25 protein-coding genes are annotated in these 26,640 nt (G+C 63.7%); 10 read left to right on the forward strand and 15 right to left on the reverse strand.

Annotation, left to right across the window (positions count from 1 at the left end):
- Positions 1-41: 41 nt before the first annotated feature.
- The 5 genes from QCE88_RS21860 to QCE88_RS21880 all read right to left on the reverse strand — a co-directional run bounded on the left by QCE88_RS21860 (position 42) and on the right by QCE88_RS21880 (position 3,754).
- Positions 42-1,379, reverse strand: a complete 1,338-nt coding sequence (locus QCE88_RS21860) for a chloride channel protein (protein WP_309906030.1) — start codon at positions 1,377-1,379, stop codon at positions 42-44.
- An 80-nt stretch (positions 1,380-1,459) separates the two neighbouring features.
- Complete coding sequence (locus QCE88_RS21865; protein WP_309906032.1) at positions 1,460-1,885, reverse strand: MarR family winged helix-turn-helix transcriptional regulator; 426 nt, start codon at positions 1,883-1,885, stop codon at positions 1,460-1,462.
- 113 nt (positions 1,886-1,998) lie between these two features.
- Positions 1,999-2,262, reverse strand: coding sequence for a pentapeptide MXKDX repeat protein (locus QCE88_RS21870; protein ID WP_309906033.1), 264 nt, complete (start codon positions 2,260-2,262; stop codon positions 1,999-2,001).
- Positions 2,263-2,328: 66 nt separating this feature from the next.
- The gene (locus tag QCE88_RS21875; protein ID WP_309906035.1) at positions 2,329-3,105 is read right to left on the reverse strand and encodes a molybdopterin-dependent oxidoreductase; all 777 of its coding nucleotides are present in this window, start codon (positions 3,103-3,105) and stop codon (positions 2,329-2,331) included.
- 16 nt (positions 3,106-3,121) lie between these two features.
- Complete coding sequence (locus QCE88_RS21880) at positions 3,122-3,754, reverse strand: cytochrome b/b6 domain-containing protein (RefSeq protein WP_309906037.1); 633 nt, start codon at positions 3,752-3,754, stop codon at positions 3,122-3,124.
- Positions 3,755-4,234: 480 nt separating this feature from the next.
- Here QCE88_RS21880 and QCE88_RS21885 point away from each other — a divergent pair, with 480 nt between their 5' ends.
- Entirely contained in the window at positions 4,235-4,783 is a 549-nt protein-coding gene (locus QCE88_RS21885; protein ID WP_309906558.1) for a sigma-70 family RNA polymerase sigma factor, read from the forward strand.
- Positions 4,780-5,421 carry a DUF1109 domain-containing protein gene (locus QCE88_RS21890; protein WP_309906038.1) on the forward strand — a complete coding sequence of 214 codons (642 nt, stop codon included), beginning with the start codon at positions 4,780-4,782 and terminating at the stop codon, positions 5,419-5,421. The genes QCE88_RS21885 and QCE88_RS21890 overlap by 4 nt, the downstream gene beginning before the upstream one ends.
- A 9-nt stretch (positions 5,422-5,430) precedes the next feature.
- Here the strand turns inward: QCE88_RS21890 and QCE88_RS21895 are convergent, their stop codons facing one another.
- Both QCE88_RS21895 and QCE88_RS21900 read right to left on the reverse strand, forming a co-directional pair.
- On the reverse strand, positions 5,431-5,832 hold the full coding sequence (locus QCE88_RS21895; protein ID WP_309906040.1) for a hypothetical protein: 402 nt from the start codon (positions 5,830-5,832) through the stop codon (positions 5,431-5,433).
- Positions 5,833-5,834: 2 nt separating this feature from the next.
- Positions 5,835-9,065: an adenylate/guanylate cyclase domain-containing protein gene (locus tag QCE88_RS21900; protein ID WP_309906042.1), complete on the reverse strand. Its 3,231-nt coding sequence runs from the start codon at positions 9,063-9,065 to the stop codon at positions 5,835-5,837.
- Positions 9,066-9,214: 149 nt separating this feature from the next.
- Between QCE88_RS21900 and QCE88_RS21905 the strand changes: the two genes are divergently transcribed.
- Together QCE88_RS21905 and QCE88_RS21910 are read left to right on the forward strand one after the other, a co-directional pair.
- Positions 9,215-9,520 (forward strand): hypothetical protein, encoded by a 306-nt coding sequence (locus tag QCE88_RS21905; protein ID WP_309906044.1) that lies wholly within the window; start codon positions 9,215-9,217, stop codon positions 9,518-9,520.
- A 182-nt stretch (positions 9,521-9,702) separates the two neighbouring features.
- A complete protein-coding gene (locus QCE88_RS21910; RefSeq protein WP_309906046.1) occupies positions 9,703-10,665 on the forward strand; it encodes a DUF1177 domain-containing protein in 963 nt (320 codons plus the stop codon).
- Positions 10,666-10,698: 33 nt separating this feature from the next.
- Here the strand turns inward: QCE88_RS21910 and QCE88_RS21915 are convergent, their stop codons facing one another.
- Positions 10,699-11,865, reverse strand: coding sequence for a mandelate racemase/muconate lactonizing enzyme family protein (locus QCE88_RS21915; RefSeq protein ID WP_309906048.1), 1,167 nt, complete (start codon positions 11,863-11,865; stop codon positions 10,699-10,701).
- A gap of 91 nt (positions 11,866-11,956) precedes the next feature.
- On the opposite strand from QCE88_RS21915, the gene QCE88_RS21920 reads away from it, so the two are divergent.
- Positions 11,957-12,928, forward strand: coding sequence for a LysR family transcriptional regulator (locus QCE88_RS21920; RefSeq protein WP_309906050.1), 972 nt, complete (start codon positions 11,957-11,959; stop codon positions 12,926-12,928).
- Positions 12,929-12,958: 30 nt separating this feature from the next.
- On the opposite strand, the gene QCE88_RS21925 is transcribed toward QCE88_RS21920, so the two are convergent.
- The 6 genes from QCE88_RS21925 to QCE88_RS21950 form a co-directional block, all read right to left on the reverse strand.
- On the reverse strand, positions 12,959-13,255 hold the full coding sequence (locus tag QCE88_RS21925) for a DUF4148 domain-containing protein (protein WP_309906052.1): 297 nt from the start codon (positions 13,253-13,255) through the stop codon (positions 12,959-12,961).
- Between the two features lie 81 nt (positions 13,256-13,336).
- Positions 13,337-14,737, reverse strand: a complete 1,401-nt coding sequence (locus QCE88_RS21930; RefSeq protein ID WP_309906054.1) for an FAD-dependent oxidoreductase — start codon at positions 14,735-14,737, stop codon at positions 13,337-13,339.
- A gap of 171 nt (positions 14,738-14,908) precedes the next feature.
- Positions 14,909-16,987 carry a TonB-dependent receptor gene (locus QCE88_RS21935; protein WP_309906056.1) on the reverse strand — a complete coding sequence of 693 codons (2,079 nt, stop codon included), beginning with the start codon at positions 16,985-16,987 and terminating at the stop codon, positions 14,909-14,911.
- 271 nt (positions 16,988-17,258) lie between these two features.
- Positions 17,259-18,401 (reverse strand): substrate-binding domain-containing protein, encoded by a 1,143-nt coding sequence (locus tag QCE88_RS21940; RefSeq protein WP_309906058.1) that lies wholly within the window; start codon positions 18,399-18,401, stop codon positions 17,259-17,261.
- A gap of 86 nt (positions 18,402-18,487) precedes the next feature.
- Positions 18,488-19,492 (reverse strand): ABC transporter permease, encoded by a 1,005-nt coding sequence (locus tag QCE88_RS21945; protein ID WP_309906060.1) that lies wholly within the window; start codon positions 19,490-19,492, stop codon positions 18,488-18,490.
- Positions 19,489-21,081: a sugar ABC transporter ATP-binding protein gene (locus QCE88_RS21950; protein ID WP_309906063.1), complete on the reverse strand. Its 1,593-nt coding sequence runs from the start codon at positions 21,079-21,081 to the stop codon at positions 19,489-19,491. The genes QCE88_RS21945 and QCE88_RS21950 overlap by 4 nt, the downstream gene beginning before the upstream one ends.
- A gap of 238 nt (positions 21,082-21,319) precedes the next feature.
- Here QCE88_RS21950 and QCE88_RS21955 point away from each other — a divergent pair, with 238 nt between their 5' ends.
- Entirely contained in the window at positions 21,320-21,655 is a 336-nt protein-coding gene (locus QCE88_RS21955) for a cupin domain-containing protein (RefSeq protein ID WP_309906065.1), read from the forward strand.
- Between the two features lie 176 nt (positions 21,656-21,831).
- Positions 21,832-22,029, forward strand: coding sequence for a hypothetical protein (locus QCE88_RS21960; RefSeq protein ID WP_309906067.1), 198 nt, complete (start codon positions 21,832-21,834; stop codon positions 22,027-22,029).
- A gap of 9 nt (positions 22,030-22,038) precedes the next feature.
- On the opposite strand, the gene QCE88_RS21965 is transcribed toward QCE88_RS21960, so the two are convergent.
- Positions 22,039-23,337 carry a citrate synthase gene (locus tag QCE88_RS21965; RefSeq protein WP_309906069.1) on the reverse strand — a complete coding sequence of 433 codons (1,299 nt, stop codon included), beginning with the start codon at positions 23,335-23,337 and terminating at the stop codon, positions 22,039-22,041.
- 159 nt (positions 23,338-23,496) lie between these two features.
- Between QCE88_RS21965 and QCE88_RS21970 the strand changes: the two genes are divergently transcribed.
- The 3 genes from QCE88_RS21970 to QCE88_RS21980 are packed head-to-tail and all read left to right on the forward strand — an operon-like array spanning position 23,497 to position 26,638.
- The gene (locus tag QCE88_RS21970; RefSeq protein ID WP_309906071.1) at positions 23,497-24,858 is read left to right on the forward strand and encodes an MFS transporter; all 1,362 of its coding nucleotides are present in this window, start codon (positions 23,497-23,499) and stop codon (positions 24,856-24,858) included.
- A 1-nt stretch (position 24,859) separates the two neighbouring features.
- Positions 24,860-25,849 (forward strand): 4,5-dihydroxyphthalate decarboxylase, encoded by a 990-nt coding sequence (locus QCE88_RS21975; protein WP_309906073.1) that lies wholly within the window; start codon positions 24,860-24,862, stop codon positions 25,847-25,849.
- 27 nt (positions 25,850-25,876) lie between these two features.
- Entirely contained in the window at positions 25,877-26,638 is a 762-nt protein-coding gene (locus QCE88_RS21980; RefSeq protein ID WP_309906075.1) for a class II aldolase/adducin family protein, read from the forward strand.
- The last annotated feature ends 2 nt before the right edge of the window (positions 26,639-26,640 follow it).

Below are 26,640 nucleotides of genomic sequence, written 5' to 3' on the forward strand. Positions count from 1 at the left end.
CCTGAATGGGTTTTGAGCGCAGGCGGTCATCGCCCGCTCGATCATGGTTCAGCAATGACCGTGCCGCGGTCTGGCTTGCTCATGTATTTCTGGGCGAGCGCCTCATACAAGGCCGGTGCAAACAGCTTCGAAACCTGACTGGAAATGAGCGCGGTTGCCATCAAGGACAACACGAGCGCATGCCCATTGATCATCTCGATGACGATCACGAACGCCGTGATCGGGCTCTGCGTGACGGCCGCAAGGTAGCCGACCATGCCCAGTGCGATGAGCATCGGCAATTGCATGTGGCCGAACACGAGATGCAGCGCGTTGCCGATGCCCGCGCCAATCGCAAGCGACGGCGCGAACAAACCGCCGGGCGCGCCGGGAAGATAGGAACCGACCATCGACGCCATCTTGAGCAGCGGATAACTCACGCCAAGCTGCGAGTTGCCTTCGAGCATGCCGCGCGCTTCCGCATAGCCGCTGCCGAAGGTATGGCCGCCCGCGGCCACGCCGATCACGGCGATAAACAGTCCGCATGCCGCGCCGAACGCCACCGGATGCGACTGGCGAAAATCCACGACTGACGCCGGCATCCAGCGGTGCGTGTTGAGCAGCAGCCAGCAGAAGATGCCGCCCGCGACACCCGTCAGTGCGCCGAGCAGCACCACGGCCAGCGCGAGCGAATTGGGAAACTGCCCGCTCAGGTCGATAGTGCCGAAATACGTATAGTTGCCTTGCAGTGCAAGCGAAACGACACCCGCAAAAATGATGGCTGTAATGAGCACGCCGCTCGTGCGCTGCTCGAAACTGCGGGTGAGTTCCTCGATGGCGAACACCACGCCGGCGAGCGGCGCATTGAAGGCGGCGGAGAGGCCGGCCGCCGCGCCCGCCAGCGCGAGATTGCGTTCCAGCGCACCCCCGCGCATGCTGCGCAGACGCGCCGGATAGAAACGGCGCAGGCTGAACATCAGGGCCGCGCCCACATGAATGGTCGGACCTTCGCGGCCGATGGTGAAGCCGCCGAGAATCGACAGAAACGAAATGGCGATCTTGCCGACGAGGATGCGCAGCGTGAGCAGTCGCGGGCCGAGTTCGCGTCCGTCGTGCAGCATCGCGATGACTTGCGGAATGCCGCTGCCCTCGGACCCCGGAAAGAAGCGCCGCGTCAGCCAGACAGCCAAAGCCGAGATGGCGGGCGTCAGCAGCAGCGGCAGCCACCAGTGAGCGGCGATCATGCGCAGGAAGGCGTCGTAACCGAAGTCGATCAGCCGTGCGTACAAGACCGCGATGAGTCCGGTCGCGACCGCGCCCAGCCAGAACACGCCGTAATGCAGCCACAGCCGCCTGCCGCGCAGCATCGTGCGTCGGTCGATGAATCCAGGGAAGCGCATCGGGAAACGAAGAAGATGATTTAAGGCACATTGTGACATAAATCGAAACGGTCTTCGGCCTCAGCCTTTCAAAAGAGCCATCAGCTTGATGTCGGCTGCGCCGCGAACACCCAGGAAAACGAGCCGTAATGCGCCTTGTGTTCGGCCGCGAGCCTGAGCAGACAGCGTGCGCCCTTGGCCGTCAGATGCACCTGAACCTGGCGTCGGTCTGTCTTGTCGGCCTTGCGGGTCACGAGGCCTGCTTCCTCGCAACGCGAGACCAGTGCGGCCGTGCCGTTCGGCGCCGCTTGCAGCCGCTCCGCCAGTTCGCCGACCGTGGCCCATTGCCGCTCGGGAAAACCGCGCACGTGCAAAAGCAGTTGATATTGAAGTGTCGTGATGCCCGCCGCGTTCGATATTTCCTCGGAGACCCGGAGGAACTTGCGCAACTCGTAGCGGAAAATCGACATCGCTTCCAGATCGTGCTTGTCCGGAAGCGCAGGCTTGGGTGTGCTGTTCGATGCCATCGGCGATCCTTGTCCGTAAGGGATTCGGGGATCATACCCAGCCGGGATCGCATCGTGCAAAGGGTGGTCGAGGATCGGAGCGCGCCCGATCCCCGTGTTTCGCCGCGTCCGCGTTACTGGGACATCGCGCCCGATGCCGGATGAGCCATGCCCATTGCGTCGTGCTTCTTCATCTTGCCGCCCTTGCCCATCGAGTCGTGCGACATGCTGTCCTTCTTCATGCCGTCCTTGGACATCGAGTCCTTCGACATCGAGTCCTTCGACATGGAATCCTTGGACATGGAATCCTTGGACATCGCATCGTTCGTCTGCGCGAACGCGGCGCTCGTGCCGATGGCCATGGCCGCTGCGATCACTACCGTCATCAATCGTTTCATCCTGCTTCTCCTTGGTCAGTCAAACATGGCATCCGGACCATCCGGAACCGGTGAATGGCGCGGGGCTCACGAGCCGCCGAACCAGTTGTATCCCTGATCGACCCAGTAACCGCCCGGGTACGTGTTCGTCACGAATATCTCGACGATATGCTTGGGATTCTTGTAGCCGAGCTTGGTCGGCATGCGCAGCTTCATCGGATAGCCGTACTTCGCGGGCAGACGCTCGCCGTCGTATTCGAAGGTCAGGAGCGTCTGCGGATGCAGCGCTGTCGGCATGTCGATGCTTTCGTAGTAATCGTCGGCGCAGCGGAAGCCGACGTACTTCGCACTCGTGTCCGCGCCCACGCGGCGCAGGAACTCGGAGAACGGCGTTCCGCCCCAGCGTCCGATCGCGCTCCAGCCTTCCACACAGACATGCCGCGTGATCTGCTCCGCGTGCGGCAGTGCATGGAGCTGCGGCAAGGTCCAGACGCGCTGCCCGGTAACGAGCCCACCCACCTTCAGCCGATAGTCGTCGCCATTCACGGCGGGGACATCGTCGATGCCATAGAACGCGTTGAACGGAAACGGACGCGTGAGTTGCGCCTCGGTGTACGTGGGCGCCAGACGCTGCGGATCGAACAGCAATGCCTGCGCGCGATCGTTGAGACGCGAGACCGCTTTAAGGAAGGTGTTCACGGAATCGTTGTCGGTGATCGAGCATCCGGTCAGCAGCGACAGGCCGCCGAGCGTCAGCATGCGCTTGCCGAACAGACGGCGCGACGGCATGTCCAGCTCGCGACGGGCATCCGCCAGCACGGCTGCACGGTCCACCTGGACGATGCGCTTCGGGTCGTTTGTCATGATCGGTTCCCGTCGCTCATTCATGACCGCGCAGCATCGTGAGCAGCGAGCGCGGCACGAGCGCGACCATCGCCACGTGTACGACGACGAACGCCGCCATGACCGCCATCCCGCAGAAATGCACGACGCGCGCGCGGTCATAGCCGCCCATCAGTTCGCGCAGCACCGGCAACTGCACCGACTTCCAGATGGCCAGTCCCGAGAGCACGAGCACGATCAGGTCGGCGATGACGACGAGGTAAGCAAGCTTCTGCACCGCGTTGTAGCGGCGCGGGTCGGCATGCGAAAGCTTGCCGCTCAACGCCGCACCCAGGTCGCGCAACACCGCGCGCGGCGACAGCGGAAAGAACTTCGACACGAAGCGACCGCTCGCGAGATTGAGCGCGAGATAGACGATGCCGTTGAAGACCAGCAGCCACATGGCCGCGAAGTGCCATTGCAACGCGCCGCCCAGCCAGCCGCCGAGCGTGATCGACGGCGGGATGACGATGCGTTCGAACACCGGCGACGCGTCGTAGATGCGCCAGCCCGAGAACATCATGATCAGCGCGGCGAACGCATTCAGCCAATGCGTGATGCGCAGCCAGACCGGGTGAACCGGTGTTCCATGCCGCCGTAATTCGCTTGGTGGCGCGTGCAGGGTGTTCATGCCGGTCCTCCTCCCGTTGGTTCGATGCCGGTTAGTTCGCCGCCCGGGCTGCGCTGGTTACAGCGCGAGGCGAATCAGCCGCTTCAGATCGTCAGTTCGTACGGCACGCGAAAAAAGTTACAGCGCCGTGTGTAACGTCCAGCAAGCCGCCGACGAACTGACAGGAAGAACAAGAACCCGGACATGACGTCCGATGTGGGTTAGTTCGCCGCCCGTGCCTCGCTGGTTACGGCGAAGGTCGAATCAGCCGCTTCAGATCGTGAGTTCGTACGGCACGCGAAAAAAGTTACAGCGCCGTGTGTAACGTCCAGCAAGCCGCTGACGAACTGACAGGAAGGAAAGGGGGAGGAGAACCCGGACATGATTCGGAACAACGCCATTGCGGCGCACCATGCCATCGGCTATTCTGAAACGCTCGATCCAAAACGCGGCGAAGCGCCGCCTGGATACTCGTCCAGCACCTTCCGTTCAACAGGCTCCATGGCGCACGATGCCGAAATCCGTCTGAAAGCATTGCTCACCGGCGGGCTCGAAGGCGACCAGGCCGCTTATCGCGATTTCCTGCAACTGCTCACGCGGCATTTGCGCGGCTATCTGCGCAAGCGCTTGCCGCATCGTCCCGATGACGTGGAAGACCTCGTGCAGGAAATCCTGCTCGCGGTGCACAACGCGCGGCATACCTATCGCCCGGACGAACCGTTGACCGCCTGGCTGCATGCCATCGCGCGCTACAAGCTGATGGATTTCTTCCGCGCCCACGCGCGCCGCGAGGCGCTGAACGTGCCGCTCGACGATCACGAGGAACTGCTCGCCGCCACCGACGACGAACCCGCCCGCGCGCGTCATGACATTGGCAAGCTGCTCGACCATCTGCCGGACAAGCAGCGCCTGCCGATCGTACATATGAAGCTCGAAGGCTTGTCGGTCACGGAGACGGCGCGCATCACGGGGCTGTCGGAATCGGCGGTGAAGGTGGGCGTGCATCGCGGCCTGAAGGCGCTCGCGGCTAAAATCCGGGGACTGCGATGAATACCGACGACCTCATCTCCCTTCTCTCCAATCAAGAGACACGCGTGGATCGCGCGGCTGTCGCGCGCCGCTTCGTGCAGGCGCTGCTGGTCGGCGCGCTGGGCTCGCTGATCCTGTTGAGTCTCGTGTTCGGCCTGCGTCACGACCTCGGCGAAGTGGCCCGCTCCGGCATCTTCTGGGCGAAGCTGGCATTTCCGCTGGCAGTGGGCATCGGCGCGCTGCTCACGCTGATGCGCATCGGCCGTCCGGGCGTGCGTGCCGGTCTGGCCTGGGCGCTCGTCGCGCTGCCCTTCGTCGCCGTGTGGGGCGCCGGCTGGATGGTCTTCGAGCACGCCGCGCCTGCCGCGCGCGCGGCGGTCGTCTTCGGTCACACGTGGCGCACTTGCCCTTTCAATATCCTGCTGCTGTCCGTGCCGACCTTCCCCGCCGCGATGTGGGCCATGCGCTCGCTCGCGCCTACCCGGTTGCGCGTGGCGGGCGCTGTCGCCGGCTTGCTGGCCAGCGCGACGGCAACCGTCGTGTATTGCCTGCATTGCCCGGAGATGAGCCCGGCGTTCTGGAGCGTGTGGTACGCGGCCGGCATGCTGCTGCCGGCCTTGATCGGCGCGTGGCTGGGGCCGCGGCTATTGCGCTGGTAGACGCAACCGCTACGCGAAGACGCGCGCCCAGAGCGCGCGAACGCGGCGCGCGCGGTCTTCGAAGACATAGGAGCCAAGCAGCGTCAGCACGCCCGAAGCGACGCCCGTGATCATGTGCTCGACGAAGGGCAGACGATAGTGGCTCGTGTGCGCATAGATATCGCCGATTGCCGTGAGCAAACCGACGAGCGCGGCATTGCCGAAGCGGTTCTCAAAGAGCCTTGCAGCCGGCGTGAAGGTCAGGAGGATCGCGAGGATTCCGGTGAACAGTCCGGTGCGCAGCGCGTTCGCCCAGTGCGCGCTGCTCGTGATGAACTGCCAGCTGCCCGGCATGCAGGTCATGCAGGCGCTCGTCGGCTGCCAGAACCGTTGCGCGAACAGTTTGACGCGGGCCTTCCAGTCCATTTTCATGTTCAGCGTCCTTGTTCAACCTCCACACGCGCACCAGCGATGTCCCGTTGCGCATGCAGAAAGCCCAGTTCTTTAGCTTCGACGTCAAGACGTTCGAGTTCGTTCAGCACAGCCTGCCCGCGCGCGCCCTTGCCAACCGCCGCGAGCGCACGCGCCCGCGCCACGAAGAACGCCGAGAAGCGCGACGGCTCACGGCAAGCATAGGCTTCAAGCGCGTCGGCGTGATGCAGGGCGGCGTCCCAGCGACGATGATCGATGCACGCGTCGATGGCGTCGCGCCGGAACAGGAAGTGATTGTGACTGACGGCGCCGGCCGCGAGCACGGCCTCGCCTTCGGCAAGCGCCTGATCGAGTATGCCGGTGTCGGCGGTGGTGCGGGCAAGCGTGCCGAGATAACTTGCGCCGAGATAGGCCATGCCGGTTTCCCGGCTGAACGCGAGCGCCGCCTCGATATTCTCCAGCGCCTCATTTCGGTTTCCCGCCACGCGCTGCAACTCGGCGCGCAGCGCGAGCGCCTCGCCTTCGAAACGCTTCGACTTGAGCTCACGCGCGCAGTGCAACGCGGGGTCGACATGCTCCCATGCGCGCGCCCATTCCGCGAGATCGTGCAGGCAGTGCCAGGCCGCGTGATGCGCGACGGCAAGCGCTCGCAGATGCCCCACCTTCTCCGCCGCGACGACGCTGGCCAGCGCGGCATCGAGTCCGCCGCGCGCGTCGCCGGTGAACCAGGCGGTGATGGCGCGCATCGGACGGTTCGCGACTTCGATCCGGCCGAATCCGTGGCGCTCGCACAGTTCGACGCAGCGGCTGAAGGCGTCGTGCGCGCTGATCAGGCGGCCGCGCAGGTATTCGCCGTCGCCGAGCCCGCCCAATGCGGCCGCTTCCTGTTCGGGGTCGGCGGCGGCACGGGCGAGCGCGAGACTCTGGCCGTGTTCACGCACGCAGCCGTCGCTGTCGCCGCGCGGGAAACACAGGTTGCCCCGCAGGAAATGAATGCGCGCGGCCTGCGGCAGCAAGCCTTGCGCATCCGCGACGAGGGCGGCGGCGTCCAGGTCGGCCCAGGCGCCTTCGAGATCGTCGATGACCCGCTTCACGGTGGCGCGTCCGATCAAGGCCTGGCAGCGCTCCGCGTCCGTTGTGGCGTCGGCGAGCGCGGCTTCGAACGAGGACAGCGCCGACGTCATGTCGCCGGCATCATGCAAGACCGAACCGCGCAAACAGGCGAGCGCCACGCGGTCGGCCGGGGCGTGCGCCTGCTGCAAGCCACGTTCGACGAGCCGCAACGCCAGTTCATAGCGGTACGCGGCCGCCTGTGCGCGCGCCGCGTCGCAATACGCGCGCGGCGCCTCGCTGTCCGCCGCGCGATCGAGATGCTCGGCCCGCAGGATCAGGTCATGCTCGCCGTACCACGCTGCCGCCCGGCGATGCCACTCGCGGCGCCGGCTCTTCAGCAGGCCGTCATAGACGGCATCGCGAATCAGCGCGTGATGGAAGAGGTAGCCCGTGCCTTCACGGCGCAGCAGAAGACACGCGGCGAGCGGTTCCAGCGCGGCCGATGCGCCATCGACGAGATGGTCCAGCACGTCGCGCTCGACGAGTTGGCCCAGCACCGACGCCGCCTGCAATGCGGTCCTGTCGGCGGGATCGAGCCGGTCAAGGCGCGCCTGCACGAGACTTCGCACCGTTCCGGGAACGCCGGTGGTGTCGTCATCCTGCGCGTTGCCGAGCAGTTGTTCCAGAAACAGCGGATTGCCCGCCGCCCGCGCCATGCAGCGCTCCGCGACATCCTTCGACGCCGCCGGGAACGAGCGCGCCATCCGCTCGGCTTCGTCCGCGCTGAGCGGCGCGAGATCCATCTGCAACACGCGCGCGCTGAACGCTTCGGGCCAGGATAGTTCGTGTGCGGGTCGCATCGTCATCGCCAGCATGACCGGACACGAGCACACGGCCTCCGACAGCCCAGCGAGATCGCGTCGCGTCGACGCATCCGACCAGTGAACGTCTTCGACGAAGATCAGCCGTGGACGCTCGCGGGCGGCGCGCCGCACGAGCCGGTGCAGTGCACTGGCGCGGCCACGCAGACGCATCGCGCTGTCCATGGCCTCGTAGACCGTGCGTTGCTCCAGCGTCATCGGCACGTCGAGCAGGTCCTTGATGAACGGCGCGTCCTCACCTTCGGTCACGCCGGACGTGCTGGCCTGCGCATCGCTTGCTTCGTCGAGTGCGAGCAAACCGCGCACGATCGATTGCAACGCACCGCGCCCCATGGCGGCGCCGAAGTCGAGCACCAGTCCGCCATGAACGGCGAATCCGGTTTCAGCGGCTTCGCGTTTCCACTCTTCCAGCAAGCGTGTCTTGCCAAGCCCGGCCTCGCCGCTGAGGATGACCGACTGCCCTTGTCCGCTCGCCCGGCACGCCGCGAGCATGTCGCGAAACTGCCGCAGCTCGTCGCTACGGCCGACGAACGGCCGCACGGAATGGCCGGCGTGCCGCAGGCCCGCAAGGCACCACGCCGCGACCGGCTCCACGAAGCCCTTCACGCTCAGCGCCTCGCGCGGAACGCAATCGAAATGCTCGCCCATTGCGCGCCGCACACCTTCCGAGATCAGGATTTCCCCGCGACCGGCCGCACCAGTGAGACGCGCGGCAAGGTTGACGGACTGGCCGGTCACTGTGTATGCGCTGCCCATCCCGCTCGCCACGACTTCGCCACCCGCAATGCCGATGTGCACCGCCAGCGGCGAAGCGGGCTCGCGGTCCAGCGCCGGCATCGCGTCCGCGATGGCAAGCGCCGCGCGCACCGCACGTTCGACATCGTTGCCATGCGAGACGGGCGCGCCAAACACGGCCATGCTCGAATCGCCGATATGTTTGTCGACGTGACCGCCATGCTGCTCGACGATCCGGTCCACCTGCTCGAAATAACGGTCGAGCACCGCGACGACTTCCTCTGCATCCACCGAGCGGCTCATTTCGGTGAAGCCGCACAGGTCTGCGAACAGCACCGTTACCTGACGCCGTTCTCCCGGCTTCGTGCATGAACCGTTTTCGTGGGCGCGCAGTTCAGCCAGCGCATCGAGCAGCTTGCGGCGATGTCCTACGGACAGCACGCCCAGATCCTTGAGATCATCCGCGGTCAGATGGCGCAGCACGTCGGCATCAATGGCATTCTCGCGGAACGCGGATGCGTAACGTTCCATGCCAAGGCTGTGCAGCCATAGCGCGATGTCCATGATCCCTCCCGCCAGGAAGGCATTCGCTTCCTTTCAACATAGCAGGTTCTGACTGGAGCGCCCTATCCGTCTGGCACGCTTGCAGCAGGCATCTTTTTTGCGACCCATGCGAGGCCCTCCCGCATGCGGGTTGATATGAGGATTCGCGCTTGCGCGCAGCTTCGATCCTCAAGGCAACGACGATGGAGACAACCATGGGCCGCGAAAGTCAGCACGCATTCCTGCAAGGCACCGACGTGCACCTGGCAACCGCGAACGAACACATTCGGCGGCACATCGATCTCGTCCAGAAGCTAATCAAGAGCGGGCACAACGCGACGTCCGCCATTCGACTGCTCAACGTGTTTCTCGGCTTGCGGCAGGAGATGATCGACTATCGAAACCTGAGCGCTGCAGTGCTCAAGGAAGCTGAGCGCCGCCGCATCTCGACGGACTCAAATCAGGCAGTGCGATAGCATCTACTGCGCATTGCATGCTGCAACATTATTGACAAATTCCTTTCGGCCAATGCGTTATCTTGATGCTCACCCTTGCATCAGCATGGGTGTGTCTTCTTCGCATTTGAATCGCGGATAAAACGTGCAACGGGTTTTGCACTTCTTGTCCGAATGAATTCATCTTCAATCAGGATATCCAAATGGCTCTTTCGCAGGTTCTGACGGCTTACGATTTACTGGATAGTGCGATTGTCACCGGCGCGGACGCCGTTGCCTTGTTCAACTCTTATGAAACGCTTGGCGTCGTCGCGACCAGCACGGCCGTGGCGGACGACCAGCCCGGCACGCAGCCCAGCTGGACCACGTATTTCGTCAAGGTGCTGATCCCCGGCACGACAGGCAAGACCCTGGGCGGGGCGTCCCGCACGCTGGGCATCAACGGCCGCAGCGGCTGCACGGGCGCGCGTCCGCAGCAGATCGGCATGGTCTCGGACGCGGATGGTCCCATCAGCGGGCTCGCGGCGGCCCTCAAGCTCGCCGACATGAAAGCCAGGGGCGACAACCTTCCGGGCGATGTGATCGTCACCTTCCATATCAGTCCGCAAGGCTACATCGACAATTCGAAAACCCCGCCCATGATGGCGCTGCCGGTGTCGAACGAGACCATGAACCAGTATGAAGTCGATGCCGACATGGACGCCATTCTCTCCGTGGACGCGTCGAAGGCGAATTACCTCAGCAAGCAGCGCGGCTTCGCCCTCTCGCCCACGGCGAAGAGCGGATACCTGCTGAAAATGAGCGCCGATCTCGTCGACATCATGGAATCCACCACGGGCCGCCACGCCTTCACCTTCCCGCTTGCCATCCAGGACATCACGCCGTACGACAACGGCATCAGCCACTTCAACAGCATCATGCAGCCGAGCGTCGCGACGGCCGCGCCGGTGGTCGGCGTCGCCATCACGGCGGAATCGCCGGTTTCCGGCGCGGCGCTCAACGCCAATCACGAAGCGGATCTGGCCGAGGCCGTGCAGTTCTGCATCGCGACCGCGAAGGCGTTCACGTCGGGAACCTGCCAATTCTACGACCCGAACGAATACAACGCGCTGGTGGAGCGCTATGGCTCGCTGAGCGTCTTCCAGACCGAAGGCAACGTGGCCTGAAGCTGCGGGCGGTGATCGTCGCTGACGTCCTTCTCAGGCCGAGAGCTTCTTCATTTCAGCCATGAGATCCGCCTTGCCTTCGAAGCCGATACCCGGCAAGTCCGGCATGGTCACAAAGCCATTCTCTACCTTCACGCCATCCGGAAAGCCACCATAAGGCTGGAACAGATCCGGATAAGATTCATTGCCGCCCAGGCCCAGGCCCGCGGCAATGTTCAGCGACATCTGGTGGCCGCCGTGAGGAATGCAGCGCGTGCGCGACCAGCCATGCTGATGCAGCATGTCCAGCGTGCGCAGATATTCAACGAGTCCATAGCTTAGCGCGCAGTCGAATTGCAGCCAGTCGCGATCCGCGCGCATGCCGCCGTATCGAATCAGGTTGCGTGCATCCTGCATCGAGAACAGGTTTTCTCCCGTTGCCATCGGCTTGTCGTAGTAGTTGCGCAGCGTGGCCTGCAATTCGAAGTCGAGCGGATCGCCGGCTTCCTCGTACCAGAACAGATCGTATTGCGAGAGTGCCTTCGCGTACCGCACGGCCGTGTCGAGGTCGAAGCGGCCGTTTGCATCGACGGCAAGTTTTTGCCCGTCCTGCAGCACGCTCAGGACCGAGTCGATACGCCGCAGATCCTCGTCGAGCGAACCGCCGCCAATCTTCTTCTTCACGACCGTATAGCCCCGGTCGAGATAGCTGCGCATCTCGTCCTTCAGCTTCCCATGATCCTGGCCCGGATAGTAGTAGCCTCCCGCGGCATACACGAACACCTTGCGATCCGGCAGGCCGTTGCCATAGCGCTCCGCGAGCAACTGGAACAAGGGCTTGCCTTCGATCTTCGCAACCGCGTCCCACACTGCCATGTCGATCGTGCCGATAGCCACCGACCGCTCGCCATGACCACCGGGCTTCTCGTTGGTGAACATGGTCGCCCAGATCTTGTGCGGGTCGAGGTTATCGCCCGCGTCGTTCACCAGCGCGGCGGGATCGGCTTCGAGAATGCGCGGAATGAAGCGCTCGCGCATCAGCTTGCCCTGACCATAGCGGCCATTCGAGTTGAAGCCATAGCCCACGACCGGCTTGCCGTCGCGCATCACGTCCGTGATGACCGCGACGAGACTCAGCGTCATCTTGCTGAAGTCGATGTAGGCGTTGCGGATGGGCGAACTGATCGGGACGGTTTTTTCGCGAATCTCTACGACTTTCATATGCGTGCTCCACGGCATTCGACGGGATGCCAGCATACCCCCGAAAACGGCTGTTAAAATTCACTTCTGTTCATTTCATTCTTCACATCGAGTGAATACCGAAACGCAATCCGCGAGTGATTTCGAGTTCTTCATTCTGCTGGCGAAACTGCGCAGCCTGTCGGGCGCGGCGCGCGCACTGGATCTGTCGCCGCCGGCTGCCACGAAGCGGCTCAGCGTCATCGAGCAGCGGCTGGGCGTGCGTCTCGTGAACCGGACCACGCGCAGTGTGAGCCTGACGCCGGAAGGCGAGACTTATCTGCGGCATGCGTTGCAGATCGTCGGGCAGATTCGGGAGATGGAAGAAGAAATTGCCGGAGCGACGCGCGACCCTCAGGGTCTGCTGCGCATCAACGCCACGCTGGGTTTCGGACGGACCGCGATTGCGCCGATCGTGTCCGAGTTCGCGAAGAAATTCCCGAGCGTCGAGGTTCAGTTCGAAGTCACCGACCGGCCTGTGGATCTGATAGAAGGCGCCTTCGACATGGCGATCCGCTTCGGCGAATTACCCGACAGCCGTCTGAGCGCGCGGCGCATCATGAGCAACCGCCGCTTTCTGTGTGCATCGCCGAAGTATCTGGACAAGCATGGAAGACCGGAGCGCGTTGAAGATCTGGCGAGTCATCGCTGCATCATTCACCGGCAAAACGACGATGCGTACGGTGTGTGGCGCTACATCGTGAACGATCACATCGAGGCGATCAAGGTCAAGGGCGCGCTGTCGAGCAATGATGGCGACATCGTGCTGCGCTGGGCGCTGGACGGCCACGGCATTCTGATCCGGTCCGAGTGGGACCTGGCGAAGTACCTTCAGAGCGGCCGGTTGCATCTCGTGCTGCCCAACACCGTTTTGCCTTCCGCCGATCTCTTCGTCTACTACGCGCGGCAGAGAAACCAGACGGCCCGGGCGCGGGCGTTCATCGATTTCCTGGTCAGCCGGTTTCAGGCGCCGTTCACGCCGGTGGATATCGGCGTGGATCAGCGCGAGCGCAAGCGGCGCAGTCCGCGCAGCGCTAAAGCCTGACGCGAACCGGCCGCCTGTGCACTTCTGCTTCTATTGCGATTGACCCGAGTTCACCTTCTTCTGGGCGTTCTGAAGATCCTGCGGATAGTTCGGGTCATTGGCCCGTCCGGGGCTGTAGCCCGCGTCTTCGAGCTTCTTCAGTTCGGCGTTCTTCTTCGCGCGCGCCTGTTTTCTCGCGGCCTTCTTCTCGGCCTTGGTGGCCGGCGCGGCCTGGGTCGCGCCGGTGGCGGCCGAACCATTGTCCTGACCGTAGGAGAGCGGAGCCGCCGATACCCCGACGACACCAATGACGAGTGACGCAACGACGCTTGCCAGGCTGGTTCTCACGTTTGATTCTCCGTTCGTTTGAGGTGAAGAAACCGTCGCGCCCAGTATAAGCGGGGAATGCGTCAATGTGCCCGATACCCCTTACTTCGCGATACGCGCCGGCACGGTGGCGAACAGCAGGTTCAATCCTTCGGTCAAGGTGGGATGAGCGATCGGCGCGTCGCGCAGCATGGTATAGGGCAGCTTGCCGAGCATCGCGATCTGCACGGTTGCGACCACTTCGCCTGCTTCGCTTCCCAACATCATGAAGCCGAGAATCTCGTCCGACTCCGCCGCGATCAGCGCCTTCATGAAGCCACGCGTATCCGAGTTAGTGCGGGCGCGCGGGACGGCTGCCATCGGCAGTTTCGCGATCCGGACCGCAATGCCTTTCTGGGCCGCTTCCGTTTCGTTCAAGCCGATGCGGCCCAACTCTGGCTCGATGAAAAGCGCATATGGAATCTCGCGGCCATGCGTCGTTCTGGCTTCGCCGCGCAGTTGCGCGCTCAGTACGCGATAGTCATCGAACGATGCATGCGTGAACATCGGCGTGCCGGCGACTTCACCGATTGCATACACGTTGGACGCCGTGGTCCGCAGTTGCTCATCCACCTTGATGAAACCACGATGGTCGAGTTCGACGCCCGCGAGTTCCAGACCGATATCCTTCGTGTTCGGAATGCGCCCCGTCGCGGCGAGAATGTGCGTGCCTTCCACGTGCTCGCCATTGGCGAGTTTCACGCGCACTGGATTGCGCGCATCGCCGGAACGCCCGGACACGGATTCGATCTCGACATTCAAGCGAACATCGATACCGTCTTCCTTCAGCGCGGCGGCAATCGCTTCGCTGACATCGGCGTCCTCGCGCATCGCCACGCGCGATTCCTTCTGCAAGACTGTCACGCGCGCGCCGAGCCGCAGGAACGCCTGCGCCATTTCAAGCCCGATATAACCGCCGCCGATCACAATCAGATGCGCCGGAATCTCGTCGATGCGAATGGCTTCGACGTGCGTGAGCGGATCTGCCTCGCGCAGTCCGGGCACGGAGGGAATAGCCGCATGCGTGCCGGTATTGATGAACACATGCTCGCCTTCCAGCACGCGGACGCCGCCATCGTTGAGATCGACGTGAATCCTGCGCGGCCCGACAAACCGGCCTTCACCCAGAAGCAGGTCGAAGCCTGCCTGGATGAAGCTGTTGAGATTGACATCGACGAGCGCGTCCACCACGCCCTTTACGCGGCTGCTGACGCGCTTCATGTCGATACGCGGCTCACCCACGTCGACGCCGAACGCCCCCGCATGCCTCACCGTGTGCGCGACCCGCGCGCTGCGGATCAGCGCCTTGGTCGGAATACAGGCCACGTTGATGCACGATCCGCCGATCATGCCACGCTCGACCACGGCAACGCGCTTTCCCGCCTTGGCCAGTTCCGTCGCGAGCGACTTGCCGCCCTTGCCGCCGCCGAGGAACAGATACTCGACCTGCTCGATGTTCTGCATGGTGAACTCCAGACAAGCATCGTTGATCCGGCGTCTTTCATGGCCGGGCTGAGATCCATGGTAAGGATGCTTGCCCGGCGCGACATGCTTCAGAGGCTCACAATCACTCGCGATCGTCTCAATCGGGCATGGCGGATGGCTTTACATCAGTCGAATGCGTCGAGTCGTCGCTCAGAATTCAAGCCTCGCATTCACCGATACGGTGCGCGGCTCGCCCGGCTGGATATAGTCTGCGTACTGGAATTCCCAATATCGGCGATTGGTCAGATTGTCGATAGCCGCACGCACGCCGACCGTATGGCCCGCGACCCGAGTGGTGTAAGTCGCGCCGAGACTGTAGAGCATATAGCCAGGCACCTTGATGTCGCCGGCGGGACGCAGGCTGGTATTGCCTGTGAACTTGGCGCCCGCGCCGAGCGTGAGACCCGGCACGACGGGCACCGCGTAATTGACATGCGCCGCCGCAACGAAGCCCGGTGCGCCCGCCACGCGATTGCCGTCGAAGTCCGAGCCCTTCTTGTACTTCGTCGCAATCCACATCACATCGCCGCCGATGGTCCAGTCACGACCAATACGCACGTCCGTGCCGGCTTCGATACCCTGGAACACCGACTCGCCATCTTCCACGAAGACGTTATCGCTGTTCGCATACTGTGCGCCCCGCTCGATGCGGAACAGCGCGGCCGTCGCGCTCCAGCGCTCGTTCTGCGTCTTCACGCCGACTTCATATTGCTTGCTGCGCAGCGGGATGAGCACCGCACCCGAATTGGCGTAGGTCGTGCCGACCACGTTGCCCGCCTCGAGCGATTCGACATAGCTCGCATAGAACGTCGTGCCGGGCGTGAGCTTGTACATCAGCGCGACGGACGGCGTCACCACGCCGTTCTTCGAATAGGTCGAGGTCGTGGAACCGTCGAGGCCATAGCCGTGCTGCTCGTAGTTCGTGAAGCGCACGCCGCCGAGCACCGACCAGCGCGACGTCAGCGCAATGGTGTCGCTGGCGAACAGCGCCTTCTGCACGATATCCGCGTTGCGATAGGTATAGAAGCCGGAGCTGTCATAGCGGTTGACGTTCGGCTGATAGAGATTGCCGGTGCCGATCTGATCGTAAAAGGCGTTCGCGGTGTTGTCGCTGGTCTGCTTCTGATAGGACGCGCCGAACACCAGCTGATGCGCGAACGGCCCGGTCTTCACGAGACCTTCCGCCATGACCTGCCACTGATTCAGCTGATGCCCTTCCTTGCCTTCGAAGCGCGTGTCGTTATAGTCGCCCGCCAGATCCGTCAGATAGAAAGTGCTTTCGTTACGATAGCGCGTGCTCTTGCTGAAGCTGTAGCTCGCGGTGACGGTCCAGTCCGGGTTGAGGTTGTAGCGCAGGCCCGCCGTGTAGATCTGCAAGTTGGTGTTCAGATGCTGATCCGGCGTGACCAGCGTGCTGCTGCCGCCGCTCAGCGGCACGGGCAGCGCATTGCCGACGCCCGTGAGTTGCGTCGTTGAAATCGCGGTGGTGATGCCCGACGCATGACGCTCCTGATACAACGCGCCGAAGGTGGCGGTGAGATCGCGGGTGAGGCGCGCATCGGCGGCGAACGAGAAGGAGTCGCGGCGGACGTTGCCGTCGTTATAGGTCTTGCCTTCCTCATGCGTCGCGTTGAAGCGATAGCCGAACATGTTGTCCGGCCCCACGCGGCCGCCGACGTCCAGATGTTCGCTCCACACATTGGTGGACGCATAACCGACGTCCACGCTCATGATCCGCCTGTCGCCGACGGGCGGCTTCTTGGTCACGTAGTTCACCACGCCGCCGGGCGCGCCGAAGCCGTACATGAAGCCCGACAGACCCTTGAGCAACTGCACGCTTTCGAGCTGCTCGTACGGCATCGTGATGCCATAGGCGTTGATCTGCTGACCGTCGATGCGATAGCCGTTCTGCCAGTCGAGCTGCATGCCGCGCACGGTGATGTAGCTCGCCCACGCGTTATACGGGTTGCTGTTGTCGGACACCGAGGCGTCCTGCGCGAAGACGTCGCCGAGTTTCTTGGCCTGGCGATCCGCAAGATCCTCGCCGGTGACGATGGTCGTCGAATACGGCGTGTCCAGCTGCGAGCGGCTGCCGAGCGCGCCGGCGGTGACTTCATCGTGCAGGTGCTGGCCTTGATCGCTGTCGGTCTTGGCCGTCACGGCGATGGCGGGAAGCGTTGCTTCGGCAGGCGCGGACGCCGCGTCCTGCTGCGCCAGCGCCGGCTGCATGCTCGCAAAAAGCAGAAGGACCGCACAAGTCGAAGGCCGCAAGGTCCAACTGCCGCGTTTCGCGGCATCGCGCGCTGCTGAAGTCATCTAATTCCCAGTTCTCGAGTTCATCAAATGCGAACCATTCGCATTTAAGAAGCGCGATTCTGACGAATTAGAAGGCGTTTGTAAACAACTGTGCCAAAGTTTGGCGCACTGACACGCGTGAGCTGCAATGCAAAAGAGCGAAGCCCGCCAGGACTTCGCTCTCCCTTGCTTCCCTGAACAAGCCTCAGTTACATGCCGGCGCCGCCTTCTTGCACGCGTCCGCAAGTTGCGACGGCGGATCCTTCTTGAACACCGTCTTGTACGATTCCAGCACGTTCGACTGCACCACCGGCAACGACTGCACGCCGATCCACGCAGGCGGTGTCTGGCCAATCAGCGCCTTCATCATCGCCATGGCTTCGGCCACGCCCTGATCGTACGGACGCTGCGAGCCGGTCGCCTTGAGCGGCCCGCCCTTCGCAATCTCGATGGCCGATTCCAGCCCGAGATCGACCGTCGTCACGGGCGTATTGATGCCCTGTGCGCGCATCGAGGTCAGCGTGTCGAGCGCGGGTTGATCCCACACCGCGAAGACGCCCTTCACATCCGGATTCGCGGTGAGAAAGTCGCCCGCGATCTGCCCGACCTTCGACGGATCCGTGAACGCCACCTGCTTGATCTTGATGTCCGGCCGGTTCTTCTTCAGCCAGTCGTTCACGGCCTTGGTGCGCTCCGTCGTGCTGAAATAGTCCACGCCGAAGTTCACCAGCCCGACCGTGCCGCCCTTCGGCACGCAGGACGCCAGCACCTTCGCCGCGATCTGGCCGTTGCCTTCGCTGTCGGCGGAAACCATCGCCGCGTATTCCTGCGGATGCTTCAGCCCCTTCGGCACGTTGTCCATGAACACGAGCTTGATGCCCGCCTGCGAGACCTTCTTGTAGGTCGCGGCCGTGGCCGTGCCGTCGACGGGAATCGAAATGATGCCGTCCGGATGACGCTGGATGGTGTTCTCGATGTCGGCGATCTGCTTGTCCACCTGATATTCCGCCGATGCCGTGCCAATCACTTCCACGCCGTATTTCTTGAGCGTGTCCGTGATGCCCGCCACTTGCAGCTGGGACCAGTCGAGGTTCATGGTCTGCATCGAAATGCCGACCTTGAACTTGCCGGCCTTGACCTTCGCGGCCTCGGCGTCTGTCAGCTTCACGGCATCGGACGATGCGGCCTTCTCGCCGTTCGGCCCCTGTCCGACGATGCCCGCAGGCCCGATGGATGCCACCGGCAGTTTCTCGCACGATTGCGCGAAGGCCTGCGCTGCACACAGTGCCAGGGTCGTCGCCGCTGCGACGCTTGCCAGCCTTGCCCCAGATCCACGACGATGTTTCATGACTTCCCTCCGTTGGTCGTCTTGTTACTGCGTCTCCTGCTTCTTATGGGATCGCGCGCGCTGCGCTCATGTGCGTTGATTCACGCTCATTTGCGCGTGAAGGCGACGGCCGCGACGATGATGATGCCCTTGATGACCAGTTGCAGCGACGAGCTCACGCCGAGCAGCACCAGTCCGTTGTTCAGCGTGCCGATGATGAGACTGCCCAGCAGCGTGCCGAGAATGAAGCCGCGTCCGCCGAACAGGCTGCATCCGCCGAGCGTGACCGAGGCGATCACGTCCAGCTCCATGCCTTGCACGACATCCGGCCGCGCGGCATGCGAACGCGCGGACAGCACGAGCGCGGCCAAGCCTGCGAGCGCGCCGGTCAGCACGAAGGCGAGCGTGGTCACGCGTCGGATGTTGATGCCCGAATACAGCGCGGCCGTGGGATTGCCGCCCGCGGCATAGATACGCCGGCCGAACACGCTGTAATGCAGCAACAGCACGCCGCCGATGACCGCGAGCAAGGTCCACAGGATCGGCACCGGGACGCCCATGACCGAGCCTTCGCCGAAGATCGAGATGAAGGTGTCGTTGGTGATGATTTCGGGGCGCGTCGTGGTGACCATCAGCGCGAGGCCGCGTGCCGCCGAGAGCGAGCCGAGCGTCACGAGGAACGACGGAATGTTGAGGCGCGTCGTCACGAGTCCGTTGATCGCGCCGACGATCGCCCCCGTGCCGATGCCGGCAATCGCGCCGATGATCCAGCTGTCGCCGACATGCGACATCGCCAGCGCCGCCGCCATGCCGGACAGCGCGAGCGACGAGCCCACCGAGAGATCGATCTGCCGCGCAATGATGACGAAGGTCATGCCGATCGCGATGATCGACACCAGCGCGGTCTGCCGGCCGATGTTGAGGAAGTTATCGATCGACAGGAACCACGGCGATGCAAAGCTGAACACCACCAGCAGCACGGTGAACGCGATGTACAGCATGTAGGGCCGGTCGCCCTGCACGAGCGTGCGCGCGATGCGCCACGCGCGCGAATGGCGCGATGCGGCCTGTTCTCCGGCGGGCAGCGGCGTGGGCGAGACGGAATCGTTCATGTTGCAGGCTCTTCGTGAGTGCGCAAGGTCTGGATGAGGTGATGCAGTTCTTCGGCGTGTCGAATGGCTCCGCGTTCGACGGTCTGCCGGATCGCGCCTTCCACGACAATCGACACGCGGTCGCAAAGCCGCAGCAATTCGTCGAGATCCGAGGACACCACGATCACGCCGGTGCCCGCGCGCGCCGCATCGTGCACGACGCCGTAGATCTCCTCGCGCGCCCCGACATCCACGCCGACGGTCGGTTCATCGAGCAGCAGCACCTGCGGGCGCGGGTTATTCCACTTCGCGAACACCACCTTCTGCTGATTGCCGCCGGAGAGAAACTTCACGCGCGTCGCGGCATCGGGTGCTTTCACTGAGAGTTGTTTCATCGCGGTCAAGGCCTGCTGCGCAGCGGCCTGCGCGCGCAGCCACCCGCCGCGCGAGAAATGCGGCAGGCGCGGCAAGGTCAGATTGCGTTCGATCGAATGGTCCAGCACGAGTCCCTGCACATGGCGATCTTCCGGCACGAGCGCGATGCCGCGCGCGATGGCATCGGCGGGACGGTGGGCGGCGAGCGGCTGGCCGTCGAGTTCGATGCTGCCGTCCTGAACCGGCAGCAAACCGAAGATGGTTTGCAGGATCTCGGTGCGGCCACTGCCGATCAAGCCCGCCAGACCATGCACCTCGCCTTTGTGGACCGTCAGGTTCACGTCGCGCAGACGGGCGTTGCTGACGTGCGAAAGCGTCAGCACGGGCGGGCTGGTCGACGGTTCGGTGCGGGACGGCGTGTGCGTCGGCGCGGTGCCGGCAGTGGTCTCCTGGCGCGCCTGCATCGCCGCATGACGCGGGCCGACGATGGCTGCGACGAGTTGCTTCATGTCGGTTTCGGCGGTGACGAAATGGCCGGCGTTCGCGCCGTCGCGGAAGATGGTCACGCGCTGCGAAATGCGGAACACCTCGTTCAGCCGGTGCGTCACGTAAATCACGCCGACGCCGCGCGCAGTCACGGTGCGGATGGCGTCGAAGAGAATTTGCTCCTCGCCGCCGGTGAGCGCGGACGTGGGTTCGTCGAGGATCAGCACGCGCACGTCGCCCATCAGCGCCTTGCAGATTTCCGTCATCTGCCGGTACGCGAACGGCAGGGAATCCACGGGAGCGCGGGGATCCAAAGGAATGTGGTGTTCGCGCAGGAAGGCGCTGACCTGCGCCATGAGTTCGCGCTGCCGGACGAGTCCGAAGCGCGTGCGCGGTTCGCGGCCGAGCATGAGATTGGCCCCGACGGAAAGCGATTCGACCAGACTCAAATCCTGATACACCACCGCCACGCCGGCTTCGCGCGACTTGGCCGGGGAATCGAAGGCGACCTTCTGCCCGACGATTTCGATCGAGCCTTCGTCGTAGCTATGGACGCCGCTCAGGATCTTGATGAGCGTGGACTTGCCCGCGCCGTTTTCGCCGAGCAGCGCATGCACTTCGCCTGGCAGCACTTCCAGATTCACGCCGCGCAGCGCCTGGACGCCGCCGAATTTCTTGGTGACGCCAGCGACGCGGATCAAGGGCGCACGGGCCGATGAAGCGGCCGCGACCGCAACCGGCTCACTCATCTGTTGTCTCCTTCGCCGCGCGGGCGAATTCTTATGGTTCGCGTCGTGATGCGCGATGTGGGTTGTGATCTTCGCATCACGCATTTGGTGCGTCAATCACATTTAACCCCTATCAGGACGGGTGTAAACGAGATGATCACAACAAACGCGCGTCGTTTTGTGATGATCCTATCGCTTTTGTGCGGGTCGCGTTCTTCGCTGGACTATTCTTTTGATTGACTTGAACGGAGGCCAGAACATGCAAATCAGCAGCGGAAATCTTTTCAGCGTGCAAACGCAGCGCAGCAGCATGGAAGAACAGGTCGATGCACTTGCGAACGCGCCCGGCGTCACGGTCGAACGGATCGTGTCGATGGGTCATGCCAGCCCGGAAGGTTTCTGGTACGACGACCCACGCGCCGAATGGGTCGTGCTGCTGTCGGGGGCGGCCGTGCTCGAATTCGAAGCCGATGCGAGCCGTCGCCACCTGCGTCCCGGCGATTACGTGCTGATCGAGCCGCATTGCCGGCATCGCGTGGCGTGGACGCATGAGTCGGAGCCCAGCGTCTGGCTTGCCGTCTATCACGAGCGCTGATCCGCTTCCTCAGCATGCTGTCGCGCGGGCTTGCGTCCGAAAGCGACCCTAAAAAGCTTCCAGCAGACCTTTCTTCTCGGGCAGAATTACGTTAAATCTTCGGCGAAGACCGAAAAAATGACTGAGAGAGCCGTCATGTCATTGACGGCGATGTGTTTGCCTTTCGAGGAGGCGCCATGTCTGCAACAACCCAGAGCGCGTCGTTCAGCGTAACCCTGCGCATGGACGGCAATGGCGCGTGGAGCATTGCCATGCCTCACGCGGAACGCCCGGACGACGTCTTCATCACGTTCGTCAAGGATCAGGAAGAAGGCACGTGGCTGGCCGAGCAAATGCGGCCCGGCTTCGACATCGTGCTGGACGTCGCGACCTGATTCGCTTCATCAAGCCAGCGCGCCGGAATCGCCGGAAGCGGACATCTCATACTTCGCGCGCGGACGCAGCAAAAAGGCCTGCGTCCGCTGCTCCATCACATGCGCGACCCATCCGGCCGTGCGGCTCACGATCCAGATGGCCGTTGCCGATCCGTCCGGCAAGCCGAGCGCGCGGGCCAGCGTCACGAGACCCAGCGCCACGCCAGGGTGCGCGTCCAGTTCGCGCCGCATGCGTTCGAGAAAGGCCAGCGTCAGCCCGGTGGCTTCGCGGGCAGCCGGCGGGCAGCCGGTGTGCGCCGCGACTTCGGCGGCCGCCTGAAGCATCAGGTCCGCGCGGGGATCGCCACCGGCATACAGCGGATGATTGAAGCCGAACAGGCTCGCGCCGTACTCACGCACGCGGTCCGCTCGCGACTCCAGCGCCGACAACGGTTCGCATAGCAGCAACGTCTCGACCTTCTCGGTGCCCGTTCCGGTGGAGAAGCCGATGTGCGAACCGATGGCCGCCGCGACGCAACTGAAGATGTCCGCATTCGTCGATGCCGCCACGCGCGCCGAGAAAGTGGCAGGCGCCAGTTCGTTGTCCGCAAGCACGACGAGCGCCGTGCCCAGCGCGCGCAGCGTCCCGGGCGTGACCGCCGCGCCCGCCGCGCGCAGGATCTGTCCGGCGATGCTTTCATCGGCCGCACGCGGACAAAACACGCGCGCAGGCCCGAGGAAGCCGACGCAGCCCGCCATGCTCTGCAACATCAGGCGCGCGGCCTGTACCGCGCCGCCATCGGCGATCTCGCGCGTGCCGCGTCCCTGCATGCCCAACGCGAAGGGCACCATGCCCAGCAGCGCGCCGATATCGCCGCTCGCCACCCCGCCTTCATGCACCGACAGCACGCGCAGCACGTCGGGCGGCGTCTCCATGGGCGCCCACACGGCGAGTCCGCTTTGCCACACGCCGGTCATCAGCAGATGGACGACCGATTCGAACGCGGCTCCTGAACTCGCGAGATCCACAGCCAGACGATTGCGATAGCGCGGCCCGTGCGGCGTAACTTGTGTGATGGCCGAATGCAGCACCGGATCGCCCAGACGCAGCGTGGATTCCGCCACCGCGCCGCTGGGTGCGCGGCCGCGTTTGCGCGCGGCGAGCCGTTCGATATCGCGCCGCAGATACAGCCGCTTGCGTCCGTCTTCGTGGGGCGTCGCGCGCACCAGTCCGCGGCTGACGTAGGCATAGAGCGTCGCGGCCTTGATGTTCAGTCGTGCCAGCGCTTCCTCGCAGCTCAACACGTCGTTCCAGTTTCCGTCACTCATGTTTCTGGATCCCCAACAGCTTCAATCTCTTTATATTGATTTTAAAACTCAATATTGATCGCCATAAAGGCTATCAGTAAAGTGAGCTCCGGAACATGAAAAAGGCCATCGCGAGTCATCCGGCTCGAACGAGAAGCCACCGATATCCGGAGACACCGCATGACCCTGGACACCACGCCGGCTCAGCGCAATCGGGTTGACCTGCGCGAGACGCTGCAGGCCGCGCCGCTCGGTGCTTATCACTTCCGCCTCGCGCTGATGCTGGCGCTGATCCTCTGGTACGACGGCTTCGATCTCTACAACGCGTCGTACATCGTTCATGACGTGACGCCGGCGTGGCATCTGTCGCCGAGCCAGATTGGCCTGCTGCTGTCGTGCGGGCTGGGCGGCTTCGCGATCGGCTCGGCGGTCTCGGGCCTGTTCGGCGACCGCTTCGGACGACGTCGCGTGATCCTGCCGGGCGTGTGGGTATCGAGCGCAATGAGCCTCGCGATCGCCCTCTTCGCTCACGACCTGTCCTCGTTCGTCGCGCTGCGCTTCGTCATGGGCCTCGCGCTCGGACTGCTGATGCCGATGTGCGTGACCTACATCAACGAGATCGCGCCGAAGCGTTCGAACAACGTCTTTACCATCGGCTTCTTTTCGCTCGGCTGGATTGGCGGGGCGACCTGCTCGGGTTTCATCGCCGCCTGGCTGATGCCGCGCTTCGGCTGGCAGAGCATGTACTACACCGGCGCGCTGGCGATGGCGCTCGCGGTCGTGCTGCAATTCGTGCTGCCGGAATCCATCGCGTTCCTCGGCAGCCGCAACCGCATGGACGAGGTGCGCACGCAACTGACGCGCTTCTGGCCCGCACGCGCGGCGGAGTTTCGCGCGGCCGAACTCGTCGTGCCCGCGCCTACGGTGAAAGCCGGCTCGTTCCGCGCGCTGTTCGCTGTGCGCTTTCGCCGCCAGACGCTGTGCTTCTGGGCGATGGGCGCGCTCTCGCTGTTCTCGTCGTATGGACTCTCCGGCTGGCTGCCGACCATCCTGCTCAAGCGCGGCGAGAATCTCTCACATAGCTTCGCGTATGGTTCGCTGCTCGTGTTTGCATCGGCGTTCGGCAGTCTGCTTTCAGGGTTCGTCGCGGATCGCACCGGCAACCGGCGCCTCACCATGTCCATTGCGTGGCTGCTCGGCGCGAGCGCCATCGGCATGCTTGCGCTCCTGGAGAACGCGCAGGTCTTCTGGATCATCGTGATTGCGGGGATGTTCGTGATCGGCACGCAGACGGTGCTCAACAATCTCGTCGCCGTCAGTTATCCCACCGAGATTCGCAGCACCGGCGTGGGCGTGTTCTTCGGCATCGCGCGCTTCGGTGCCATGTGCGGGCCGGCCATCTCCGGCGTGCTTCAGCAGGCAACCGGCGGTCCCGGCGCGATGTTCTCCGTGCTCGCGGCCTCGCTCGTTACGGCGGCCTTGCTGGTCTTTCTCGTCGAGCGGCCGGAACGCCTGCCCGATGCCACCGCCTTCGGACACTGACATGCCCAGGCTCACGCTATCGCTTGCTGTGAATGACTACGACCACGTGCGTGACCTGCTCGACGCGCGCGTGCAGGCTGAAGGGATCGACCTGATTCCGACGGTGTTGCCGGTCGAGGAGATCTTTTATCGCACGACGCATTTCCAGGAGTGGGACGTGTCCGAGATGTCGCTCGGCAAGTACGCCTCGCTGCGCTCGCAGGGCGATGAACGGCTGATCGGGTTGCCGGTGTTTCCGTCGCGCGTGTTTCGGCTCTCCTCGCTGTATGTGCGGCGCGGGGGCGGCATCGAGCGGCCGGGCGATCTGCGTGGGAAGCGCATCGGCGTGCCGGAGTGGGCGCAGACGGCGTCGGTGTATTCGCGCGGCTGGCTGGCGCACGATCAGCATGTGCCGCTCGAGGAAGTGGAATGGGTTCAGGCTGGTGTGAATCAGGCGGGGCGCCGCGAGAAGGTCGAGGTGCGCGTGCCCGAGGGCGTGCGGTATCGGCCGGTGCCGGAGCGGTCGCTGACGGCGATGCTGCTCGCGGGCGATATCGACGCCATTCTGAGCGCACGTCCGCCCGCGCCGCCGCCCGGCCGTGGAGATGACATCGTGCGCATGTTCGAACCGTTCGAGCCGGTGGAGCGCGCGTATTTCAGCGCGACGGGCATCTTTCCGATCATGCATTTGATCGTGCTGCGGCGCGAGGTGTTCGAGCGGCATCGATGGATTGCCGGGAATCTGTTGAAGGCGTTCACGCAGGCGAAGGAGAACAGTCTCCAGCGGCTTGCGGACATCACCTGCTCGCACTTTCCGCTGCCGTGGATGAACGCGCGCGCCGATGAGGCACGCCAGTTGTTCGGCGGCGATCCCTGGCCGTATGGCGTGGAGCCGAATCGCGTCACGCTCGATGCCTTCCTGCGGTATGCGCATGAACAGGGCGTGTGCCATCGACGGCTCGCGCCTGAAGATCTGTTTCCCATCGAGATGTCGGCCGCCGTGCGCGTCTGACTTTTTCTCTACCCGAAGAGTTTGAACATGACGCAGAACACAACTTACATCGCCGCTCCGGTCACGCATGACGCGCTCGATATGCCGCGCCTGCTCGACGACCTCGCCGCCGCCAATCACATCCTCGCACAGCATGAAGTGCTCGATGGCTTTGGTCACGTCAGCGTGCGTGATCCGCGTGACCCGCTGCGGTTTCTGATCGCGCAGTCCATGGCGCCGGAGCTTGTGCAGCCCGATGACATTCTCACCCTCGATTTCGATTGCCAGCCGGTGGACGGCGACACGCGCAAGCGTTATCTGGAGACGTGGATACATGCGGAGATCTATCGCGCAAGGCCCGACGTGCAGGCGGTGGTGCATAGCCATTCGCCTTCGGTGATTCCGTTCGCGGCTTCGTCGGTGCGGCTGCGGCCCATTTATCACATGGCGGGCTTTCTTGCGACGGGATCGCCGGTTTTTGATATTCGGCATTGCTTCGGCTGTACAGACATGCTGGTGCGCAACGGCGCGCAAGGGCGTGCGCTGGCGGAGACGTTGGGGGCGTCGGACGTGGCGTTGATGCGCGGGCATGGCTTCGTGGCGACAGGGCCTTCGTTGCCGGCGGCGGTTTATCGCGCTATCTATACCGAGCTGAATGCAGGGATGCAGCAGAAGGCGATTGCGCTGGGCGGGGAGGTGACTTATCTGGATGAAGGCGAGGGCCGCGCCAGCACCGAGACGAATCTCGGCGTGATGGAACGGCCGTGGACGTTGTGGAAACGGCAAGTGGAAGCGCTGCGGCGAAGCTGAGG

It is taken from the genome of Caballeronia sp. LZ035 (assembly GCF_031451175.1).
Classification (GTDB): Bacteria; Pseudomonadota; Gammaproteobacteria; order Burkholderiales; family Burkholderiaceae; genus Caballeronia.

Coding starts and splice junctions, on each gene's coding strand:
- QCE88_RS21860 (WP_309906030.1), bottom strand. CDS start 1,379: ATGCGCTTCCCTGGATTCATCGACCGACGCACGATGCTGCGCGGCAGG.
- QCE88_RS21865 (WP_309906032.1), bottom strand. CDS start 1,885: ATGGCATCGAACAGCACACCCAAGCCTGCGCTTCCGGACAAGCACGAT.
- QCE88_RS21870 (WP_309906033.1), bottom strand. CDS start 2,262: ATGAAACGATTGATGACGGTAGTGATCGCAGCGGCCATGGCCATCGGC.
- QCE88_RS21875 (WP_309906035.1), bottom strand. CDS start 3,105: ATGACAAACGACCCGAAGCGCATCGTCCAGGTGGACCGTGCAGCCGTG.
- QCE88_RS21880 (WP_309906037.1), bottom strand. CDS start 3,754: ATGAACACCCTGCACGCGCCACCAAGCGAATTACGGCGGCATGGAACA.
- QCE88_RS21885 (WP_309906558.1), top strand. CDS start 4,235: ATGGCGCACGATGCCGAAATCCGTCTGAAAGCATTGCTCACCGGCGGG.
- QCE88_RS21890 (WP_309906038.1), top strand. CDS start 4,780: ATGAATACCGACGACCTCATCTCCCTTCTCTCCAATCAAGAGACACGC.
- QCE88_RS21895 (WP_309906040.1), bottom strand. CDS start 5,832: ATGAAAATGGACTGGAAGGCCCGCGTCAAACTGTTCGCGCAACGGTTC.
- QCE88_RS21900 (WP_309906042.1), bottom strand. CDS start 9,065: ATGGACATCGCGCTATGGCTGCACAGCCTTGGCATGGAACGTTACGCA.
- QCE88_RS21910 (WP_309906046.1), top strand. CDS start 9,703: ATGGCTCTTTCGCAGGTTCTGACGGCTTACGATTTACTGGATAGTGCG.
- QCE88_RS21915 (WP_309906048.1), bottom strand. CDS start 11,865: ATGAAAGTCGTAGAGATTCGCGAAAAAACCGTCCCGATCAGTTCGCCC.
- QCE88_RS21930 (WP_309906054.1), bottom strand. CDS start 14,737: ATGCAGAACATCGAGCAGGTCGAGTATCTGTTCCTCGGCGGCGGCAAG.
- QCE88_RS21935 (WP_309906056.1), bottom strand. CDS start 16,987: ATGCAGCCGGCGCTGGCGCAGCAGGACGCGGCGTCCGCGCCTGCCGAA.
- QCE88_RS21940 (WP_309906058.1), bottom strand. CDS start 18,401: ATGAAACATCGTCGTGGATCTGGGGCAAGGCTGGCAAGCGTCGCAGCG.
- QCE88_RS21945 (WP_309906060.1), bottom strand. CDS start 19,492: ATGAACGATTCCGTCTCGCCCACGCCGCTGCCCGCCGGAGAACAGGCC.
- QCE88_RS21950 (WP_309906063.1), bottom strand. CDS start 21,081: ATGAGTGAGCCGGTTGCGGTCGCGGCCGCTTCATCGGCCCGTGCGCCC.
- QCE88_RS21955 (WP_309906065.1), top strand. CDS start 21,320: ATGCAAATCAGCAGCGGAAATCTTTTCAGCGTGCAAACGCAGCGCAGC.
- QCE88_RS21960 (WP_309906067.1), top strand. CDS start 21,832: ATGTCTGCAACAACCCAGAGCGCGTCGTTCAGCGTAACCCTGCGCATG.
- QCE88_RS21965 (WP_309906069.1), bottom strand. CDS start 23,337: ATGAGTGACGGAAACTGGAACGACGTGTTGAGCTGCGAGGAAGCGCTG.
- QCE88_RS21970 (WP_309906071.1), top strand. CDS start 23,497: ATGACCCTGGACACCACGCCGGCTCAGCGCAATCGGGTTGACCTGCGC.
- QCE88_RS21975 (WP_309906073.1), top strand. CDS start 24,860: ATGCCCAGGCTCACGCTATCGCTTGCTGTGAATGACTACGACCACGTG.
- QCE88_RS21980 (WP_309906075.1), top strand. CDS start 25,877: ATGACGCAGAACACAACTTACATCGCCGCTCCGGTCACGCATGACGCG.